The sequence below is a fragment of the Streptomyces sp. NPDC048718 genome, assembly GCF_043198875.1.
Classification (GTDB): Bacteria; Actinomycetota; Actinomycetes; order Streptomycetales; family Streptomycetaceae; genus Streptomyces.
The window spans coordinates 99,389-117,482 of sequence record NZ_JBICVG010000018.1; the positions used below are offsets into that span (position 1 = coordinate 99,389).

Consider the following 18,094-nt stretch of genomic DNA (forward strand, 5'->3'; position numbering starts at 1 on the left):
ACGAGTCCCCCGGGCGCGTCATCCCAGGCACCGGCCCGCAGCTTCCCCCGGAAGGTCCGACCGCCCGCTTCTCCACCCCCTCGCTCCCCTTGTGGGACAAGGGGAGTGACGGTTCGGCAGTCGTCGGCACCTTGAGGCGTTCGTCCGCTTTCCTCCCCACCCGACAATACGACGCATTGCCCAGTCTTTACCTTCGGCGTCCGCAACCTCCCCCGCCCCGAGGCCGGTTGTCAGCACGTCATATCCACTCCGCCGAAGGAGCATCATGTCCCTCCCCCTGACCCGTCGGATCGCCCGCGCCGCCCTCATCGTCGCGGCCGGCGCAGCCCCCGTGGTCGGCGCGGCCGGCGTCGCGAGCGCCGCGGAGCACTCCCTCGCCCCGACCACCGGCGCCCTGACGGGGCTGACCTCCCTCGACACGTCCAGCGCCGGGAACGCCGTGGACGCCGCCTCGCAGACCGCCACCGGCACCGTGGGCAAGACCGGCGGCAAGGCCGTCGACTCCGCCGTCCCGGCCGCCGGCAAGGTCGTGGGCTCGGCGGGCAAGACTGCCACGCCCGCCGCCCAGAAGATCGTCGGCGACACCGCCGGCCAGGCCGGCAAGGCCCTCGGTGACACCGCGGGTGCCGCCGGCAAGGGCGCAAAGGGCGGCAAGGGGGGCAAGGGCGCGGGCAAGGGCGCCGGTCCCGCCGCCGGTGCGGCCGGTGCGGCCGGCGGTCTGCTCGGCGGCCTGCCGCTGGGTGGCTGACGAGCCGCCACGCCCTCGTGGAACGCGAAGGGCCCGGGAAGCACGTCGGACGTGCTTCCCGGGCCCTCGCCCGTTCCAGGCGCGTTCCAGGGTTCCCGGGGGCTCCGTGGGGCTCCGGCGGCGGGGACGGCCCGGAGGCCCGTTCACCCGTTCCGGACGGCGCTCAGGGCGCTTCCGGACGCACCCCTGCGCCCGTCTCCGCACGGCGCGGGCCCGGTCCCGCCCGGCCCGCCCGGCATCAGCCCAGACGCTTGACCGCCGCCTCGACCCGCTCGTCCGTCGCCGTGAACGCGACCCGCACGAAGCGCTCCCCCGCCGTCCCGTAGAAGTCGCCGGGCGCCACCAGGATGCCCTTGTCGGCCAGGTACGCCACCGTGTCCCAGCACGGCTCGTCCCGCGTGGCCCACAGGTACAGGCTGGCCTCGCTGTGCTCGATGCGGAAGCCGTGCGCCTCCAGGGCGCCCCGCAGGGCCGCGCGCCGGGCCGCGTACCGTGCCCGCTGCTCGGCCACGTGCGCGTCGTCCCCGAGCGCCGCGACCGTCGCCGCCTGCACCGGCGCCGCGGTCATCATCCCGCCGTGCTTGCGGATCAGCAGCAGCTCGCCCAGGACCTCCGCGTCACCCGCGATGAACGCGGCGCGGTATCCGGCCAGGTTGGAGCGCTTGGACAGCGAGTGGACGGCGACGATGCCCTCGTACGAGCCCCCGCACACGTCCGGGTGCAGCACCGAGACCGGGTCGGCCTCCCAGCCCAGCTCCAGGTAGCACTCGTCGGAGAAGACCAGCACGCCGTGCTCGCGGGCCCAGGCCACGATCCGGGTCAGCTCGTCCTTGCCGAGCACCTTGCCCGTCGGGTTGGACGGCGAGTTGAGCCACAGCAGCTTCAGGCCGGCCGGGTCCAGCTCGGTGGGGTCGTCGTAGACGACGGGCTCGGCGCCGCACAGCCGCGCGCCCACCTCGTACGTCGGGTAGGCGAGCCGCGGGTAGGCCACCTTGTCGCCCGCGCCGAGGCCGAGCTGGGTGGGCAGCCAGGCCACCAGTTCCTTGGAGCCGACCACGGGCAGGACGTTCTCGTGGGCGAAGCCCACCGCGCCGAGCCGCCGCTCGCACCAGCCCGTGAGCGCGTCCCGCAGCTCCTTCGTCCCCCACACCGTGGGATAGCCCGGGGAGTCGGCCGCGGCGACCAGCGCCTCCTGGATCAGCGCGGGGACCGGGTCCACCGGGGTGCCCACGGACAGGTCCACGATGCCGTCCGGATGGGCGGACGCGGTGGCCTTGTAGGGCTCGAGGCGGTCCCAGGGGAAGACGGGAAGACGCGAAGAGACGGCGCTCACGGGGTGGCTCACTTCCTCGTACGTACGAAAGACGAAGGTCGAAAGTCGGAGGGCTGAGGTCGGGGTCGGACGTCGGACGACGGGGGGAAACGCAACGGTCCCGTACAGCGGCGAGGCCGTACGGGACCGGGCGGAATATCGGAGATGCTCAGCCGTTCTGCGGCGGCAGGGCGGCGATGAAGGGGTGATCCCGCTCGATCAGGCCCAGCTTGGAGGCGCCACCGGGCGAACCGAGCTCGTCGAAGAACTCGACGTTCGCCTTGTAGTAGTCCTTCCACTCCTCCGGGGTGTCGTCCTCGTAGAAGATCGCCTCGACCGGACAGACCGGCTCACAGGCGCCACAGTCCACGCACTCGTCCGGGTGGATGTACAAGGATCGCTGGCCCTCGTAGATGCAGTCGACGGGGCACTCCTCGATGCACGCCTTGTCCTTCACGTCGACACAAGGCTGCGCGATGACGTAGGTCACGCTGTCATTCCTCCTCGGTAGGGCTGGTCTGCGCGGGAGCGCGGCGTCGTCGATGCCCGCCCCTAGTATCTCCGTTCTCGGGGGCGATCCGAACAGGAGGGGCGCAGAAGGCGTGGAATTCACCGGTGGCGGACGTCTGTATGTCCGCATTACCACTGCTGACGTGGGAAAACGTGTCTCAGTTCGGTACGTGACAGACTCGCGGCGGCCCGGCGAGCGGTTCGCCGACGCGGTCGGGGTGCTCACCTCCTGGGAGTCCGGTGTGGTGGTGATCACACGGAGGACGGGGGAGATCGTCCGCGTGGCCGAGGAGAGCCTCGCGGCGGGCAAGGTCGTCCCGGCCGCGCCCGCGCGGCGGCGCGGCCCCGCCGCCTCGTTCGCCGAACTGGCCCGGGTCACCGCGCGCGGCTGGCAGCCGCTGGAGAGCGAGCCGCTCGGCGAGTGGACGCTGCGGGCCGCCGCCGGCTTCACCCGGCGGGCCAACTCGGTGCTTCCGCTCGGCGATCCCAGGCTGCCGCTGGACGCCGCGCTCGATCGGGTGCGCGAGTGGTACACGACGCGCGGGCTTCCCGCGTACGTCCAGGCGGCGACCGGCGCCGAAGGCACCCAGGAGGTGCTGTGCGCGGAGCTGGAGCGGCGCGGCTGGGTGCGCGAGGTGTCCGCCGAGGTACGTGTCGCGGGCCTCGCCCCGCTGGCCGACACCGGCGCCGACCTCGCGGAGGTACGACTGGACCGGTCGGTCGACGCTCCGTGGCTGGCCCGCTACCAGCGGTCCGCGGAACCCGGGCCGCATGTGACGAAGGTGCTCGGGAGTGGCCCGAGTGTGTGGTTCGCGTCCGTCGCGGGCACCGAAGACGTACCGGCGGCGATCGGACGCTGCGTGGTGGACGGACGCTGGGCCGGCTTCATGGCGGTCGAGGTCGCCACCGGGGAGCGCCGCCGGGGCCTGGCGACGGCCGTCATGACGGCGCTCGCCCGCCGGGCTCTGGAGGAGGGCGCCTCGGCGGCCTGGCTCCAGGTCGAATCGGACAACGACGGCGCCCGGGCGCTGTACGACGGGATGGGCTTCACCGTGCACCACCACTACCACCACTACCTCGACCGGTCCGCGGCGGCGGACCTCCCGACGATGTCCGATCGGGGGCCGGGCGACCGGGGGACCGACGCGTGACGGACTGGCGGCGGGAGTTCGCGGAGGAGGCGCGGTCCGAGCGGCCCGACCTCGCCCGGCTCTGCCTGCTGGTCGGCGCGGTCGCGGACCCGTCGCTGACCCAGGTCGATCTCGACCTGGCGGAGGTCGAACTCGACCGGCTCGCGGGGCTGGTGCCGTACGGGACGCGGGGCGCGGAGGCGTGGGTGGCGGCCCTGTCGGAGCTGCTCGGCCGGCGGGAGGGCTTCCAGGGGATCGGGGCCGACTACCAGCGTCTGGAGTCCTCGCTGCTGCACGAGGTGCTGAAGCGGCGGCGCGGGCTGCCGATCCTGCTGTCGGTGGTGTGGATAGAGGTCGCCCGTCGGGCGGGGGCGCCGGTGTACGGGCTCGGCCTGCCCGGCCACTTCGTCGTCGGCTTCGGCGACCCGGCCGACCTCCGGTTGGCCGACCCTTTCGCGGGCGGGCGGCCGATGACGGGCGCGGACGCCGAACTCATCGTGACGAGCGCCACCGGCGAGGCGCTCGACCCGTCGATGCTGCGGCCCGCGACGGCGCCGTCGATCGTGCTGCGCATTCTCAACAACATCCGTGCGTGGGCGTCGTCCAGACCGGAGCGGTCCGATGTGGCGCTGTGGGCGGTCGAGTTGTCGCTGCTGCTGCCGTCGCATCCGGCGCGACTGCGGTACGAGCGGGCCGAACTCCTCGTACAGCGGGGCGACTTCCTCACCGGGGCGGCCGAGATGGAGGCGTACGCGAAGGTGATGGACGCGGTGGAGCCGAGCGCGGCGGAGGCGATCCGACGGAGGGCGAAGGCGGCGCGGGCGCTGCTGAATTGACCGCAGGGAGTGGGCGGGGCGTACGTGTCTGAGCGCGAGGTGCGAGTGGGTGTGACGTGGTGTCCGCCCTCCTTCCGAGAGTCGCGCCTTCCACCACCGCGTCAAGGGCGCTCCTTCGTCGCGTCACTGCGTGATGGGCTACGCCCACCCTTGACCCGGCGCCTCCAGGCGCGAAAGACACTCTCGGAGGGCGGACCAGGAGAAAGGTCCACGCGGGGGTTGGCTTGTCCGTCGGCCGCCGTGGGCGGGTGGCGGGCCGGGGGTCGGGGGCCCGGGTATCGCTCCGGTCGGCTTGATGGCTGTGTGCCGGTGGGGTGGGGCTCGGTTTGTGGCCCGGGAGGGTGGGACCGTGCCCGCCGGCCCGGGGTGCGCAACAGTGAAATGGGGCGGCCCGGCCCGGCATAGCGGATGACCACCGTCGTCAGGCCGGGATTCATGCCCCGCTGGTCACCGCCCGTGGGCTGAAGAATCGCCGAGCGCCCGCACGGGCACCACCCCCGCGTGCGCGGGGACCACTCTCGCGTCCTTGGCCGGACGAGACAGGAAACGGGGCCACCCCCGCGTGCGCGGGGACCACCAGAACAGCGTCATCGGCGGGGGCAGGCGGTGGGGGCCACCCCCGCGTGCGCGGGGACCACATCTCCGTGACGCCGACGTGAGTGGGAGGTGTGGGACCACCCCTGCGTGCGCGGGGATCACAGGAGCCGACCTGCGGCTTCACATCGCCAGACCCCGGATTTTACCCACTTTACCAAGGGCGCGACTTAAGCCAACATTCCCACTTCAAATGGAGCAAATGCGAACTCCCTTAACTTCAGAGGCGCTCCCGGACGCTCGCGAGCACGCTAACTCGCGCGGTCGGGTGGAAGGTGTCGCTCCGCCCCTCGGCGCGGCAGGCGTGACTCGCGTGACGGCGGGGGCGAACGGGGGTGCTCGCGTGCGCAGTTCCTTCGTCTGGCGGGTGGGTAAGTCGAAATCCCCGCCGGAAATGGGGCAGGAGTGAACTCCTGTGACGACTGAGGCACCCTCGGACGCTCGCGAGCGCACTTACTCACGCGGCCCGGGGTGGAAGGCGCGACTCCGCGCCCGCCGTGGGGCGGGTGTGACTCCAGAGGTGATCCAGGCGGGCTTGGCCGCCGCGCGAGCGGGGGGTTTCCCCCGTCCCACCCACCGGGGGTGACCAGCGGGGCATGAATCCCTGCCCACCGACGGCGGCCGGCCGCTGAGACGGCCCGGGTCGCCCCACTCCACGACCGCGCACCCCGAACCGGCGGACACCGCCCCACCAGCCCGGACCGCAAACTCAGCCCCACCCCACCGGCGGACGGACAACGGAACCACCGGAGCGATACCCGGACCCCACCCCGACCACCGGCCCGCCACCCGCCCACGACGGCCCGCACAAAGGAAGCTGCCGCGTGGACCCTTTCCCGGGCCCGCCCTCCGAGTGTGAAAAGGCCCCCGCAGCCGGGCGGTCAAGGGTGGGCGCAGCCCATCGCGCAAGCGACGCGACGAAGGAGCGCCCTTGAGGGCCCGGCGAAGGGGGCCACACTCGGAAAGAGGGCGGGCCACCACCCGAACCCACCAGACACGCCCACCCATAGGACCCGCTCTACCCGCCCACCCCCTGCGCGCCGCCCCACCCCCTCGTACAACCTCGCACCCGCCCCGTACACCCACCCCCAAGCCCCCCACCCCCACAAAACGCGCCCCGCACCGATGCCGGGCATCCGTGCGGGGCGCTGTTCAGGCGCGGGACCAGGCGGCCCGTCAGCCGTTGCCCGAGAGGTCGATCGATCGCGTCCGCTCCGCCGGGGTCTTGCCGCGCAGCGCGTCGCGCATCACGAACGCCACGTCGTCGGCGGAGACCTCGTGCTTGCTGCCATCGCCCTTGGTCACCATGACGCCCTTGAAGACGCCATCGAGCAGCCGGGTGATGGCCTCCTTGTCGTAGACCTCGATCAGGTGGCCGTCCACGGCCTTCACGGAGAGGATCTGCGGCAGCGATCGCTGCGGACCGAAGTCGATCTTCGCCGTGCCGGCCTGGATGGTGATCAGGCCGGACATCGCGGGCTCCGCGAACTCCTTCATGGCCTTGTCGAGTTCGGCCTTGCTGACCGTGGGACGGCGGGTCACCACCGGCAGTTCGACGGGGTTGGCATGGCCCGTCGCCACCTGGGTGCGGTACGCGTCCTTGACCGAGACCATCGAGCGCTGGACGTCCAGGCCCTTGCCCGCCTTGCCCTCGACCGGGGTGACCTTGCCCGGCTCGAAGAGGATCGTCGCCTCCCGGACGGAGCCCGAGGCACCCGCCAGGTCGGTCAGGGCGACGCCGAGCTTCTCGTCGTCGACCGGCATGACCGGCTGGACGACCCGTTCGCCGCCGAAGAGCGAACCGATGACCGAGACCGGGTTGTAGTCGCTGCCCGCGGCTCCGCGCACCGTCTCCTGGGCGTCCAGGGAGAGGCCCGCCTTGTCCGGGGCCAGTTCGACCGTCTTGCCCTCGACCTTGAGCCGGACCGGGCCATGGGCGCGCTTGCCCAGGGTCGCCTCCAGCTTGGCGACGGCCTCCTCCTTCGTGCCGCCACCGATGTCGACACCGAGGACCGTGGTGCCCTTGGGGACGTCGGAGTGGTTGAGGAGAAGTCCCGCGCCGTACGCGACCGCGCCCAGACCGACCACGCCGACGCAGGCGAGCACCAGCTTGGAACGCTTCTTCGCCGCGGGCGCCGGGGCGGGCCGGGGCGCCGGCTCCTGAGGAGCCTTGGGACCGCTGGGCACACCGCTGTTGAGCGTCGCGCCCGAGACATTGCCGCTCTCGCCGCCGAGCGCCGGGCGGGCCCCCGGACCACGCTGCGCGCCACCGCCCAGCGGGCCGCCGACCGGAACCGGCACCGGGGGCTGCGGGGTCAGGATCGCGGTGTCGTCGGACATCCGGGGAGCATGCTGCTGCCCCATGCCCGCCTGACCCGGACCACCCTGGACCGGACCGCCCTGCCCCGGACCGCCCTGACCCGGACGGCCCTGACCCATGCCGCCGCGAGCCATCCCGCCCTGCGCCATTCCGGCCTGCGGACCACCGTGAGGACCGGCCTGAGGACCGCCCTGCGGGCCCCCCTGGCGTCCACCCTTACGTCCGCCCTGCGCCGGACCGCCCTGCCGCCCGCCCTGCCCCGGACCGCCCTGACGCCCACCCGGGCCTCCGCCCCGCGCCGGACCCGCGCCGGGACCGGTCGGGGCGGCGGTGACACGGCTGGAGCCGGTGACGGCGGCGGTCGGGCCCATGGGGGCCTCCGGGCCGCCGATCATCGGCGTGCCCGCGGCCGGAGTGCTGCCCGGACCGCCGTCGTACGGCATGTGCGCGGCCGCGGCCTCCGGGGTGACGACGGGGGTGCCCTGAGCCGGCGTGTGGCCGGGACCGCCCGTCATGCCCGGGGTGAACACCGGCATGCTCTGGGTGGTGCTCGCGGCCGACGGAACGCCGTCGGAGGCGGAGCCGGTGAAGCCCGGGGTTCCGGTGACCGGGGCGGAAGCCTGCGGGCCCGCGTTCGGTCCGGCCTGGCCGGCCTGACCCGGCGCCGGCGCGAACTCCTGCGCCGGCTTCGGCTCGCCGGCCGCGGCGGCCTTCGGCGGCGCGGCGGCGGAGGGCTTGCGCGGGGCGAACCAGTCGCTGGTGGGCTTCTCGTCCGCCGCACCGCTCTGCGCGACGGGCTCGGCCGGGACGACCGGCTCCGGCTCGGGCACGGGCGTGGGCTCCGGGCGGACGGCGGCCGGGGCCGCGGGACGGCCCGCGCCTGCGGGACCGGCACCGGCGGCGTCCTCGGCGGCAGCACCGGCCGGGGCGTCGCCGACCGTCTTGCGGACGACCACGGGCGGGATCGGACGCGAACCCGGGATGTTGATCCGGATCCGGGTGGTCAGCGTCGTCTCGGTCTTGGGCTCCTCCGGCGACGCGGTGACAGGTTCCTCGGCCGCCTCCTGGCCGGGGCGAAGCCCGTACGGCGTGGTGCCCGAGGGGTACGCGGCTCCTCCGCGCCCCTGGGCGCCGGAGGAGGAACGGTCAGTCTCTCGACCAGTTTCACGACTCAAAGCAGGATCTCCCGGTTGGCTCCGCCGCCCGCTCTTGCTGATGCTCGTGCTGATCCGGGCGGGTCCGGCGGCGCGCACCACCATACTGGCCGCCGCCGGTCCCTACCCGACCCGGCGGGAATCCGCCGGGACGAAGCTGGGGAAGTCAAGACGTTCCTACGTCAACTCCGGCTGTTCACGGGGCTGGTGGGGCCACTTTGGACATCGTGGCACACATCACAGCGAGCGCCATGCCGCCCAGCAGGAACACCATCTCGCCGAGGCCGCCGCCGAACAGCCCGTCGCCCTCCGGGCGTCCGAGACTGAGCAGCACGATGGCGACGAGCCAGCCGGCCCCCGCGGACAGGACGCCGAACTGGGTTCCGGTGGCGCGCAGACCGCCGTAGAAGACGGCGAACGAGCCGAGCAGGGCCAGCAGAACGCCGCCCGGGAACCAGGCGGCCTGGACGAGGGAGCCCGCGACGCCCACGAGGGCGCCGAGGACGACGAGCAGGACGTACCAGACGTAACGGAACTTCATGCGCCCGCCGCTCCCGCACCCTCGCCCGCGCCAGCGCCGTCGCCCGCGTTCGCATCCGCGAGGCCCGCGAAGAGATCGGTCTCGCGGGTGCCGGCGGGGGCGCCGGAGACGCCCTGGACCAGCTCGTAGTACTCGGTGGTGAAGAGGGGCTGGCCGAGGTCGTTGGAGAGGGCGAAGAAAGGCCCGTCCACGGTCACCTGGGTGGCGTGCGCGGCCATCGCGGCGGCCTTGCGGGCGGCGTATCGCCCGGGGACCGTAGCCGAGCCCGTGCCCGCGTCCGTACCCGAGCCCGTACCCGCGCCCGTACCCGCGTCCGTGAGCTCCGTACCCCCGTCGATCTCGGCGGTGATCCGGGACGGATCGACGACGCCGGGGATGTCGTCGAGGGAGGCGTCGGCCGGGAACGCGGAGCCCTCGGCCCGCAGCCGGGCGAACCCCGCCTCGGCGACGGGGCGCGGGACCCGGTTCCAGTAGATCTTGGCGATGGCGTGGGCGGCGCCGAGATCCGGCCGGTACGCGGGATCGGCGGCCAGCTCGGCGGCGCGCGTGGCGACCCGGTGGGCCTGGATGTGGTCGGGGTGGCCGTAGCCGCCGTCGGGGTCGTAGGTGACGAGGACCTGGGGGCGGGTCTCCCGGATCACCTCGACCAGGTACGGGGCAGCGATGTCGACGTCCGTGTTCCAGAAGGCGTGCGGGCGGTGGTTCTGCTCGACCCCCATCATCCCGGAGTCGCGGAAGCGGCCGGCGCCGCCGAGGAAGCGGTGGTCGGTGACGCCGAGGCAGCGCATCGCGGCGGCGAGTTCGCCCACGCGGAACTCCCCGAGCCGGTTCTCCCGGTCGGGTGCGAGGTGGGCCAGTTCGGGCGGGATGACCTCGCCCTCCTCGCCCAGAGTGCAGGTCACCAGGGTCACGAGGGCACCCTCGGCCGCGTACCTGGCCATGGTGACGCCGTTGTTGATCGACTCGTCGTCCGGGTGCGCGTGCACCAGAAGAAGACGACGGGCAGGGAGTTCCGTCATGGCTCCAGCCTACGAGGCGGCGCCCCCGGCGGGACGGCAGGCCGGGCCTGGCGCCCACCGGGCAGGAACGATCATGTGCCGATCATGGAGCGATCACAAAACGACCGAGGGACCGCGACCGCCGGGACACGGCGGCCGGAACACGACGGCCGGGACGCGGTGGCCGGGACGCGCCCGTCAGAACTTGAGGCCGCCGATCATGTTCGCCACGTTCGTGGTCAGCGTGCTGACCGACGGGGCGATGGAGGAGCTCGCGAGATAGAAGCCCAGGAGAGCACAGACCGCCGCGTGACCAGCCTTGAGTCCGGATTTCCGGATCAGCAGGAAGACGACGATCGCCAGCAGCACCACCACCGAGATCGAGAGTGCCACGGCGGTTCACCTCCACACTTCTTCGGTCGGACGTTCGGTTGGCATGTGCCAGTGGATGTCTACTACCCACCTAGTGCTACGGATCATAACTATCCGTGCCAGAACATTGATTGGTGTACGGGGGCACGAGGGGGCGCACGGCCGCTAGTTTCGGTCACATGACTTCGCCCCTGTCTTCCCCCTTGCCTTCCGCGCACAACTCGCTCTCGTTTCCCCGTCAGTACGCCCGGACGCAGCGATTCACCCTCGGCGCACCGCGCGGTTTCACCGTCGCGCCGGACGGCGAGCGGGTGCTCTTCGTCCGCTCGGGCCCGGAATTCGGGGCCGGAACGGACTCGGAGGCGCCCTCGGACCCGTCCGCCGGGCAGGAGCGGCGGGAGCAGGGGACGGACCGCTCGCACCGGCTGTGGATGCTGGACCTGACCGGACCGGCCGGAGCGGTGGAGCGTCTGGTGGCCGACCCGGAGACGCTTCTGGCGGGCGTGGCCGAGGAGTTGCCGGCCGAGGAGCGGGCCCGTCGGGAGCGCAGCCGGGAGGGTTCGGCGGGCATCGTGGGGTACGCGGTGGACGGGGCCGTGGAGTCGGCGGCGTTCGCGTTGTCGGGGCGGCTGTTCACGGCCGACCTGCGGGCCGGCACGGTCCGCGAACTGCCCGCCCAGGGGCCGGTGATCGACCCGCGGCCTTCGCCGGACGGCCGTCTCGTGGCGTACGCGACGGCCGGGACACTACGGCTGACCTGCGCGGACGGAACGGGTGACCGGGTTCTCGCCGAGCCGGAGGAGGGCACGGAGGGCGTCACCTACGGGCTCGCGGAGTTCGTGGCCTCGGAGGAGATGGGCCGCTCGCGCGGCTTCTGGTGGTCCCCTTCGTCGGACCGTCTCCTGGTCGCGCGGGTCGACGAACGGCCGGTCGGGCGCTGGTGGATCGCGGACCCGGCGCGGCCCGGACGGGAGCCGCAGGCGGTCGCCTACCCCGCCGCGGGGAGGCCCAACGCCGAGGTCGGGCTCTTCGTCGTGGATCTGTCCGGAAATCGCACCGAGGTCTTGTGGAACCGGGCACTCTTCCCGTATTTGGCGCGGGTGCACTGGTCGGCGGGTGGATCTCCGCTGCTTCTGGTGCAGGCGAGGGATCAGCGGACCCAGGCGTACCTGGCGGTCGACCCGGAGTCGGGGACCACCACGGAACTGCGTCTGGAGAAGGATCCGACTTGGCTTGAACTGTTCGCTGGAATTCCGGCCTGGACGGGTGACGGACGGCTCGTGAGGGTCACCGACGAGGGGGGCGCGCGGGCGCTCGCGGTCGGCGACCGGGTCCTGACGGACTCCCGGCTGCATGTGCGAGCGGTTCTCGACATCGGCCCCGACGACATCCTGATCTCGGCGTCGGCGGGCGAAGGCGCGCAGACCGGTGAGGCCGATGGGACCGGCGAGACCGACGAGATCGGTGAGATCCATGTCTACCGGGTGGACGAGCGCGGCGCCGTACGGCTCTCGGAGGGGCCCGGGGTGCACGGGGCGGTCCGCTCCGGCGCGGTGACCGTCCTGTCCTCGGCCCGGCCCGAGGCCCCGGGCAGCACGGTGCGGGTACTGCGGGACGGTGTCCGGGTCGCCGAGATCACCTCGTACGCCCAGCGGCCGGTGCTCTCGGCGGACGTACGGCTCACCACGGCGGGCCCTCGGCGGATCCCGTGCGCGGTGCTGCTGCCGTACTCCTGGACCGAGGGCGACGGCCCGCTGCCGGTGCTCCTGGACCCGTACGGCGGGCCCCACGGGCAGCGGGTGGTGGCCGCGCACAACGCGTACTTGACCCCGCGCTGGTTCGCCGAGCAGGGCTTCGCGGTGGTCGTCGCGGACGGGCGCGGCACTCCCGGCCACTCCCCCGCGTGGGAGAAGTCGATCGCCCGCGACTTCACCCTGACCCTCGACGACCAGGTGGAGGCGCTGCACGCGCTGGCCGAGCGGTTCCCGCTGGACCTGGGCCGGGTCGCGATCCGCGGCTGGTCCTACGGCGGCTATCTCGCCGGGCTCGCGGCGCTGCGCCGTCCCGATGTCTTCCACGCGGCGGTCGTGGGCGCGCCGGTGGCCGACTGGCGGCTCTACGACACCCACTACACCGAGCGCTACCTCGGCCTGCCCGACGAGGAGCCGGCCGTCTACGCGGCCAACTCCCTGGTGACGGACGCCGGTCTGAGCGAAGCCCGGGAGCCGGCCCGCCCGATGATGCTCGTGCACGGCCTCGCCGACGACAACGTGGTGGCCGCCCACACCCTGCGTCTGTCCTCCGCGCTCCTCGCCGCGGGCCGCCCGCACGAGGTGCTTCCCCTGTCGGGCGTCACACACATGACCCCGCAGGAGCAGGTCGCTGAGAATCTCCTGCTGCTTCAAGTCGACTTCCTGAAGCGCGCCTTGGGGATGACCCGGTAGGCCCGCCGCCGACGGCGAGGGCCGGCGGCCCTCGCCGCGAATCGGCCAGACCTGGCCGAACACACCAGTAAATCCAAGGGACTTGCTCAGGATTCAACTGACCGAGAGTATCGGGACCGTGACAGTGACACGTTCGGCACGCCTCCTCGGAGCCTCCCTCTGCGCGGTGCTCGCGCTCGTCATCGTGGTCTGGCTGCTGCGGGACCTCGCGCTCTTCGGCCCGTCCCTCGCCTTGCTCGACTACTGGCTGGGCGCGCCCGGCATGCCGTTCCACGACGTCCCGGCGACCTCGCTCGTCGATCTGCTCCTGCTCCTCGCGTACACCGTCACCGCCGTCACGGCCACCCGGTCGCCGCTCGCGGCACCGGCGTTCACCGTCGTCGGGCTGGCCACGATCGCGCTGCGGCTGCCCGGACTGTGGGCCGCCGATGTCGAGGCGCTGGTCACGGCCCTGCTGAGTCTCGGGCTCGCGACCGGGCTCGTGGTGACCGCGGCGGCGGGCCGGCGGTTCGACGGCCGGGGCGGACCCGGCGGCCCCGGCGGCCCGCCCCGGCCCCGGAGCGGGCCCGCGATCGCCGCGGGGGTGCTGTGTCTGCTGGGCGGACTGATCGTGGCCGTCTGGGAGTTGCGCCTGACCACCCGCATTCCGTCCGAGATCGTGATCGCCCGGCTCACCGGCGGGCGCCCGCTGCTGCTGTCGGTGCTGTCCGTGCCGCCGGGCTGGCTGAGCGCGGTCCTCGTCCTGCTCCTCCTGGCCGTCGCGTGCGCCGCGTTCGCCCGCGCCCGCGCCACCCGGCCGTTCGGCCTGCTGGCGGGTCTGCTGCTGACCGGCTACGGGGCCGCCGGGGTCCTGGTCGTGGTGCAACCCGGCTGGTACGCGGCCACGCCCGCGCCGCCCGTCTCGGACACGCTGTACGAGGTCCTGGTCTGGTACGGAATGCTCGCCGGGATCGCCGTCCTCGTCCTGCTCGGCGGGACCTGGCGGCCCCGCCCCGCGCCGTACCACCCGGCCCCGGGCCTGCCCCCGGCCCCGCCCGCGCACCGCCCGCCGGGCTGGTAGACCCGCCCGTACCGTCACTCCCCCGCCGCCCGCTCCCCCGGCCCCTCGCCCTCCTGCCGCTCGGGCGGCACCACGCGCTTCTCCTCCGCGAAGTGGCAGGCCGAGTCGTGCTCCGCCGGGGTGCCCGTGTCCCGGAAGACGGCGGGGACGGCGAGCAGCGGCACCTCCAGCGCGCACCGCTCGCGGGCCTTCCAGCAGCGGGTGCGGAAGCGGCAGCCGGAGGGGATGTTCGCGGGCGAGGGGACGTCGCCGGCCAGGATGACGCGCTCCCGGCGGTCGCGGGCCGCCGGGTCGGGGACCGGCACGGCGGAGAGCAGCGCCTGGGTGTAGGGGTGCGTGGGGTGCTCGTAGATCGCGGCGTCGGAGCCGGTCTCCACGATCCGGCCGAGGTACATGACGCCGACCCGGTCGGAAATGTGCCGGACGATCGACAGGTCGTGCGCGATGAAGACGTACGACAGGCCGAACTCGGCCTGGAGCCGTTCGAGCAGGTTCACCACCTGGGCCTGGACGGAGACGTCGAGGGCGGAGACCGGCTCGTCCGCCACGATGATCTCGGGCTGGAGGGCGAGGCCGCGGGCGATGCCGATGCGCTGGCGCTGGCCGCCGGAGAACTGGTGCGGATAGCGGTTGATGTACTCGGGGTTGAGGCCGACGACGTCGAGGAGGTCCTGCACCTTGCGGCGCCGGGAGCCCTTGGGGGCGACCTCGGGGTGGATGTCGAAGGGTTCGCCGATGATGTCGCCGACCGTCATGCGCGGGTTGAGCGAGGTGTACGGGTCCTGGAAGACCATCTGGATGTTGCGGCGGACCGCCTTCAGGGCGCGCGGCGAGAGGCGGGTGATGTCGTCGCCCTTGTACGTGATGGAGCCGGAGGTCGGGCGTTCCAGGTTGACGAGCATCTTCGCGACGGTCGACTTGCCGCAGCCGGACTCGCCCACGATGCCGAGGGTCTCGCCGGCGGCCAGGTCGAAGTCGACGCCGTCGACCGCCCGGACGGCGCCGATCTGCTTCTTGAACAGGACTCCTCGGGTGAGCGGGTAGTGCTTGTAGAGGTCGCGAACGCGAAGAATCGGTTCGCTCGCCACCCCGCCGGGGGCCGCCCCGCGCCCTGTCGCCGCATCCGTCGTCTCAGCCATGGAGGCACTCCTTCCAGAAGTGACAGGCGCTGGCACGCGGCACGGGCGATTCGGTGACCTCGTACAACGGCGGTTCGTCGGTCCGGCACACGTCCCGGGCGAGCGGGCAGCGCGGGTTGAAGGCGCAGCCGGGCGGAATGGCGAGGAGGCTGGGCGGCAGGCCCTTGATCGCGTACAGCTCCTGGCCCTTCTGGTCCAGGCGTGGGATCGAGTCGAGCAGACCCCGGGTGTACGGGTGCGCGGGGGCCTTGTAGAGCTCGTGCACCGGCGCCTGCTCGACGATCCGGCCGGCGTACATCACGGCGATCTTGTCGGCGACGTCGGCGACGACGCCGAGGTCGTGGGTGATCAGGACCAGACCCATGTTGTACTCGCGCTGCAGCTCCGCGAGCAGCTCCATGACCTGCGCCTGGACTGTGACGTCGAGGGCGGTCGTGGGTTCGTCGGCGATGATCAGGTCGGGCTCCAGGGCCAGCGCCATGGCGATCATGATGCGCTGGCGCATACCGCCGGAGAACTGGTGCGGGTACTGGCCGACGCGCTCCTTGGCGGCCGGGATGCGGACCCGTTCCATCAGCTCGACCGCCTTGGCACGGGCGTCCTTCCGTGACGCCCCGCGGTGCACCCGGAACATCTCGCCGAGCTGTTCGCCGACGCTGAGGACCGGGTTCAGCGAGGACAGGGCGTCCTGGAAGATCATGGCCATCTTCGCGCCGCGGATCTTCCGCCGTTCGCCCTCCTTGAGCTTCAGCAGGTCCTGGCCCTGGAAGCGGATCTCGCCGCCGGTGATCCGGCCGGGCGGCACGTCGAGGATGCCCATGATGGCCTGCGCGGTCACGGACTTGCCGGAGCCGGACTCGCCGAGCACGGCGAGGGTCTCGCCCGCGTCGACCGAGTAGTTCACGCCGTTGACGGCCTTGGCCACCCCGTCCCGGGTGTGGAACTCCACGTGCAGATCGCGCACTTCGAGCAGCATGGCCCTACCTCAGCTTGGGATCGAGGGCGTCGCGCACCGCGTCGCCGAGCATGATGAAGGCGAGCACCGTGACGGCGAGCGCGCCGGCCGGCCAGAGCAGCATGTGCGGGGCGTTGCGGATGTACGCCGAGGCCGAGGAGATATCGATGCCCCAGGAGACGTTCGGCGGTTTCAGGCCGACCCCGAGGTACGACAAGGTCGCTTCCAGGGCGATGTAGGTGCCGAGCGCGATCGTGGCGACGACGATCACGGGAGCGATCGCGTTCGGGGTGATGTGGCGCAGCATCATCCGGGAGTTGGACGCGCCGAGCGCGCGGGCGGCCTGGACGTAGTCGTTCTGTTTGGCGGTGATGACGGCGCCTCGGGCGATCCGGGAGATCTGCGGCCAGCCGAGCAGCACCATGAAGCCGATCACCGGCCAGACGGTGTTGCTGGTGACCACGGACAGCAGGACCAGGCCGCCGAGGACCACCGGGATGGCGAAGAAGACATCGGTGATCCGGGACAGCAGTCCGTCCCAGGTACCGCCGAAGAAGCCCGCGAGGCCGCCGAGGACGCTGCCTAGGAGTGCGACGCCGAGAGTGGAGAGGACGCCGACCGTGACGGACGTACGGGCGCCGTAGACCGTACGCGTGTAGACGTCGCAGCCCTGCCCGTCGAACCCGAAGGGGTGGCCCGGCTGGGAGCCCTCCTGCGCCTTGGCGAGGTCGCAGCTCAGCGGGTCGCCGGAGGCGATCAGCGAGGGCCACAAGGAGATGACGACGAGGAAGACGATGACCAGGGCGGAGACGAGGAAGACCGGGTTGCGAATCAGGTCGTGCCAGGCGTCGGACCACAGCGAGCGGGGCTTCTTCACCCTGCCGGTCCCGACGCCCGGTCCGCCGGGGCCGGTGGAGCCCTCCTCCAGGCCGGAGCCGGGGGTCCGCTCCAGGGTCCGCGCCTCCGCCATGGCGAGGTCGGCCGCCCCGCCGGCGCCGGTGGGGGCGATGGCCCGGCCCTGCTCGTACGGTTCGCTCGGCTCAGGCATAGCGGATCCTCGGGTCAAGGACGGCGTACAACAGGTCGACCAGCAGGTTCGCCACCAGGAAGACCAGGACGAGCACGGTCACGAAGCCGACGACGGTCTGGGTGCTCTGGCGGACGATGCCGTTGTAGATCTGGAAGCCGACCCCGTGGATGTTGAAGATCCGCTCGGTGACGATCGCGCCGCCCATCAGCGCGCCGACGTCGGCGCCGATGAAGGTGACCACCGGGATGAGGCTGTTGCGCAGCAGGTGGCGGGTGACGACTCGGTGGCGCGGGAGACCCTTGGCGATGGCGGTACGGACGTAGTCGGCGCGTTTGTTCTCGGCGATGGAGGTACGGGTGAGCCGGGTGACGTACGCGAGGGAGACGGAGGCGAGGACGAGCCCCGGGACGATCAGTTCGTTGAACGGCGCCTCGGGTGAGACGGCGGGTTTGATCAGGCCCCATTTGACGCCGAACAGCAGCTGGACGAGCAGACCGGTGACGAAGGTGGGCACGGACAGCACGACCAGGGTGAGCAGCAGGACGGTGGTGTCGACGGGGCGGCCTCGGCGCAGTCCGGTGACGACGCCGAGGGTGATGCCGATGACGACCTCGAAGAAAATCGCGACGATGGTGAGCCGGATGGTGACCGGGAAGGAGTCGGCCATCAGCTCGGTGACGGGCTGGCCGTTGAAGGCAGTGCCGAAGTTTCCGGTGAAGACGTTGCCCATGTAGGTCAGGTATTGCTGCCAGACCGGCTTGTCGAGGCCGAACTCCCGCTTGAGCTGGGCGGCGGTGGCCGGGTCGCAGGCGCGCTCGCCGCACAGGCCGGCGATGGGGTCGCCCATCACGTTCACCATCAGGAAGATCAGCAGTGTGGCGCCGAAGAAGACCGGGATCATCTGCAGCAGCCGCCGGATCACGTAACGGCCCATGGGAGGCTCCGGTGGGT

At 72.4% G+C, this 18,094-nt stretch carries 15 protein-coding genes; 5 read left to right on the forward strand and 10 right to left on the reverse strand.

Annotated elements, in window-relative coordinates:
- Positions 1-265 precede the first annotated feature (265 nt).
- Complete coding sequence (locus tag ACGFRB_RS28710) at positions 266-748, forward strand: ATP-binding protein (protein WP_393247113.1); 483 nt, start codon at positions 266-268, stop codon at positions 746-748.
- Positions 749-986: 238 nt separating this feature from the next.
- Here the strand turns inward: ACGFRB_RS28710 and ACGFRB_RS28715 are convergent, their stop codons facing one another.
- Both ACGFRB_RS28715 and fdxA read right to left on the reverse strand, forming a co-directional pair.
- The gene (locus ACGFRB_RS28715; RefSeq protein WP_393247114.1) at positions 987-2,081 is read right to left on the reverse strand and encodes a bifunctional succinyldiaminopimelate transaminase/glutamate-prephenate aminotransferase; all 1,095 of its coding nucleotides are present in this window, start codon (positions 2,079-2,081) and stop codon (positions 987-989) included.
- A gap of 148 nt (positions 2,082-2,229) precedes the next feature.
- The gene (gene fdxA / locus ACGFRB_RS28720; protein ID WP_010474859.1) at positions 2,230-2,550 is read right to left on the reverse strand and encodes a ferredoxin; all 321 of its coding nucleotides are present in this window, start codon (positions 2,548-2,550) and stop codon (positions 2,230-2,232) included.
- Between the two features lie 112 nt (positions 2,551-2,662).
- Here fdxA and ACGFRB_RS28725 point away from each other — a divergent pair, with 112 nt between their 5' ends.
- Both ACGFRB_RS28725 and ACGFRB_RS28730 read left to right on the forward strand, forming a co-directional pair.
- The gene (locus ACGFRB_RS28725) at positions 2,663-3,721 is read left to right on the forward strand and encodes a GNAT family N-acetyltransferase (protein ID WP_393247116.1); all 1,059 of its coding nucleotides are present in this window, start codon (positions 2,663-2,665) and stop codon (positions 3,719-3,721) included.
- Complete coding sequence (locus ACGFRB_RS28730) at positions 3,718-4,536, forward strand: tetratricopeptide repeat protein (protein WP_393247118.1); 819 nt, start codon at positions 3,718-3,720, stop codon at positions 4,534-4,536. The genes ACGFRB_RS28725 and ACGFRB_RS28730 overlap by 4 nt, the downstream gene beginning before the upstream one ends.
- Positions 4,537-6,306: 1,770 nt before the next feature.
- On the opposite strand, the gene ACGFRB_RS28735 is transcribed toward ACGFRB_RS28730, so the two are convergent.
- The 4 genes from ACGFRB_RS28735 to ACGFRB_RS28750 all read right to left on the reverse strand — a co-directional run bounded on the left by ACGFRB_RS28735 (position 6,307) and on the right by ACGFRB_RS28750 (position 10,536).
- Positions 6,307-8,625 (reverse strand): hypothetical protein, encoded by a 2,319-nt coding sequence (locus tag ACGFRB_RS28735; RefSeq protein ID WP_393247120.1) that lies wholly within the window; start codon positions 8,623-8,625, stop codon positions 6,307-6,309.
- Between the two features lie 175 nt (positions 8,626-8,800).
- The gene (locus tag ACGFRB_RS28740; protein ID WP_363001603.1) at positions 8,801-9,145 is read right to left on the reverse strand and encodes a DUF6113 family protein; all 345 of its coding nucleotides are present in this window, start codon (positions 9,143-9,145) and stop codon (positions 8,801-8,803) included.
- Positions 9,142-10,164, reverse strand: a complete 1,023-nt coding sequence (gene mshB, locus ACGFRB_RS28745; protein WP_393247122.1) for an N-acetyl-1-D-myo-inositol-2-amino-2-deoxy-alpha-D-glucopyranoside deacetylase — start codon at positions 10,162-10,164, stop codon at positions 9,142-9,144. Before mshB ends, ACGFRB_RS28740 begins: the two co-directional genes overlap by 4 nt.
- A 177-nt stretch (positions 10,165-10,341) precedes the next feature.
- Positions 10,342-10,536 (reverse strand): hypothetical protein, encoded by a 195-nt coding sequence (locus ACGFRB_RS28750; RefSeq protein ID WP_359881290.1) that lies wholly within the window; start codon positions 10,534-10,536, stop codon positions 10,342-10,344.
- A 158-nt stretch (positions 10,537-10,694) separates the two neighbouring features.
- Here ACGFRB_RS28750 and ACGFRB_RS28755 point away from each other — a divergent pair, with 158 nt between their 5' ends.
- Positions 10,695-12,959, forward strand: coding sequence for an alpha/beta fold hydrolase (locus ACGFRB_RS28755; RefSeq protein ID WP_393247124.1), 2,265 nt, complete (start codon positions 10,695-10,697; stop codon positions 12,957-12,959).
- 118 nt (positions 12,960-13,077) lie between these two features.
- Entirely contained in the window at positions 13,078-14,019 is a 942-nt protein-coding gene (locus ACGFRB_RS28760; protein WP_393247126.1) for a hypothetical protein, read from the forward strand.
- A gap of 14 nt (positions 14,020-14,033) precedes the next feature.
- Here the strand turns inward: ACGFRB_RS28760 and ACGFRB_RS28765 are convergent, their stop codons facing one another.
- From ACGFRB_RS28765 to ACGFRB_RS28780, 4 genes are read right to left on the reverse strand one after another with little or no spacing between them, the layout of a single operon-like run.
- Positions 14,034-15,158: an ABC transporter ATP-binding protein gene (locus ACGFRB_RS28765; RefSeq protein ID WP_393247128.1), complete on the reverse strand. Its 1,125-nt coding sequence runs from the start codon at positions 15,156-15,158 to the stop codon at positions 14,034-14,036.
- Positions 15,151-16,134: an ABC transporter ATP-binding protein gene (locus ACGFRB_RS28770; protein WP_393247130.1), complete on the reverse strand. Its 984-nt coding sequence runs from the start codon at positions 16,132-16,134 to the stop codon at positions 15,151-15,153. Before ACGFRB_RS28770 ends, ACGFRB_RS28765 begins: the two co-directional genes overlap by 8 nt.
- A 4-nt stretch (positions 16,135-16,138) precedes the next feature.
- Positions 16,139-17,161 carry an ABC transporter permease gene (locus tag ACGFRB_RS28775; protein WP_393247132.1) on the reverse strand — a complete coding sequence of 341 codons (1,023 nt, stop codon included), beginning with the start codon at positions 17,159-17,161 and terminating at the stop codon, positions 16,139-16,141.
- The gene (locus ACGFRB_RS28780; protein WP_363001618.1) at positions 17,154-18,077 is read right to left on the reverse strand and encodes an ABC transporter permease; all 924 of its coding nucleotides are present in this window, start codon (positions 18,075-18,077) and stop codon (positions 17,154-17,156) included. The genes ACGFRB_RS28775 and ACGFRB_RS28780 overlap by 8 nt, the downstream gene beginning before the upstream one ends.
- Between the last annotated feature and the right edge of the window lie 17 nt (positions 18,078-18,094).

Coding starts and splice junctions, on each gene's coding strand:
- ACGFRB_RS28710 (WP_393247113.1), top strand. CDS start 266: ATGTCCCTCCCCCTGACCCGTCGGATCGCCCGCGCCGCCCTCATCGTC.
- ACGFRB_RS28740 (WP_363001603.1), bottom strand. CDS start 9,145: ATGAAGTTCCGTTACGTCTGGTACGTCCTGCTCGTCGTCCTCGGCGCC.
- mshB (WP_393247122.1), bottom strand. CDS start 10,164: ATGACGGAACTCCCTGCCCGTCGTCTTCTTCTGGTGCACGCGCACCCG.
- ACGFRB_RS28755 (WP_393247124.1), top strand. CDS start 10,695: ATGACTTCGCCCCTGTCTTCCCCCTTGCCTTCCGCGCACAACTCGCTC.
- ACGFRB_RS28765 (WP_393247128.1), bottom strand. CDS start 15,158: ATGGCTGAGACGACGGATGCGGCGACAGGGCGCGGGGCGGCCCCCGGC.
- ACGFRB_RS28770 (WP_393247130.1), bottom strand. CDS start 16,134: ATGCTGCTCGAAGTGCGCGATCTGCACGTGGAGTTCCACACCCGGGAC.
- ACGFRB_RS28775 (WP_393247132.1), bottom strand. CDS start 17,161: ATGCCTGAGCCGAGCGAACCGTACGAGCAGGGCCGGGCCATCGCCCCC.
- ACGFRB_RS28780 (WP_363001618.1), bottom strand. CDS start 18,077: ATGGGCCGTTACGTGATCCGGCGGCTGCTGCAGATGATCCCGGTCTTC.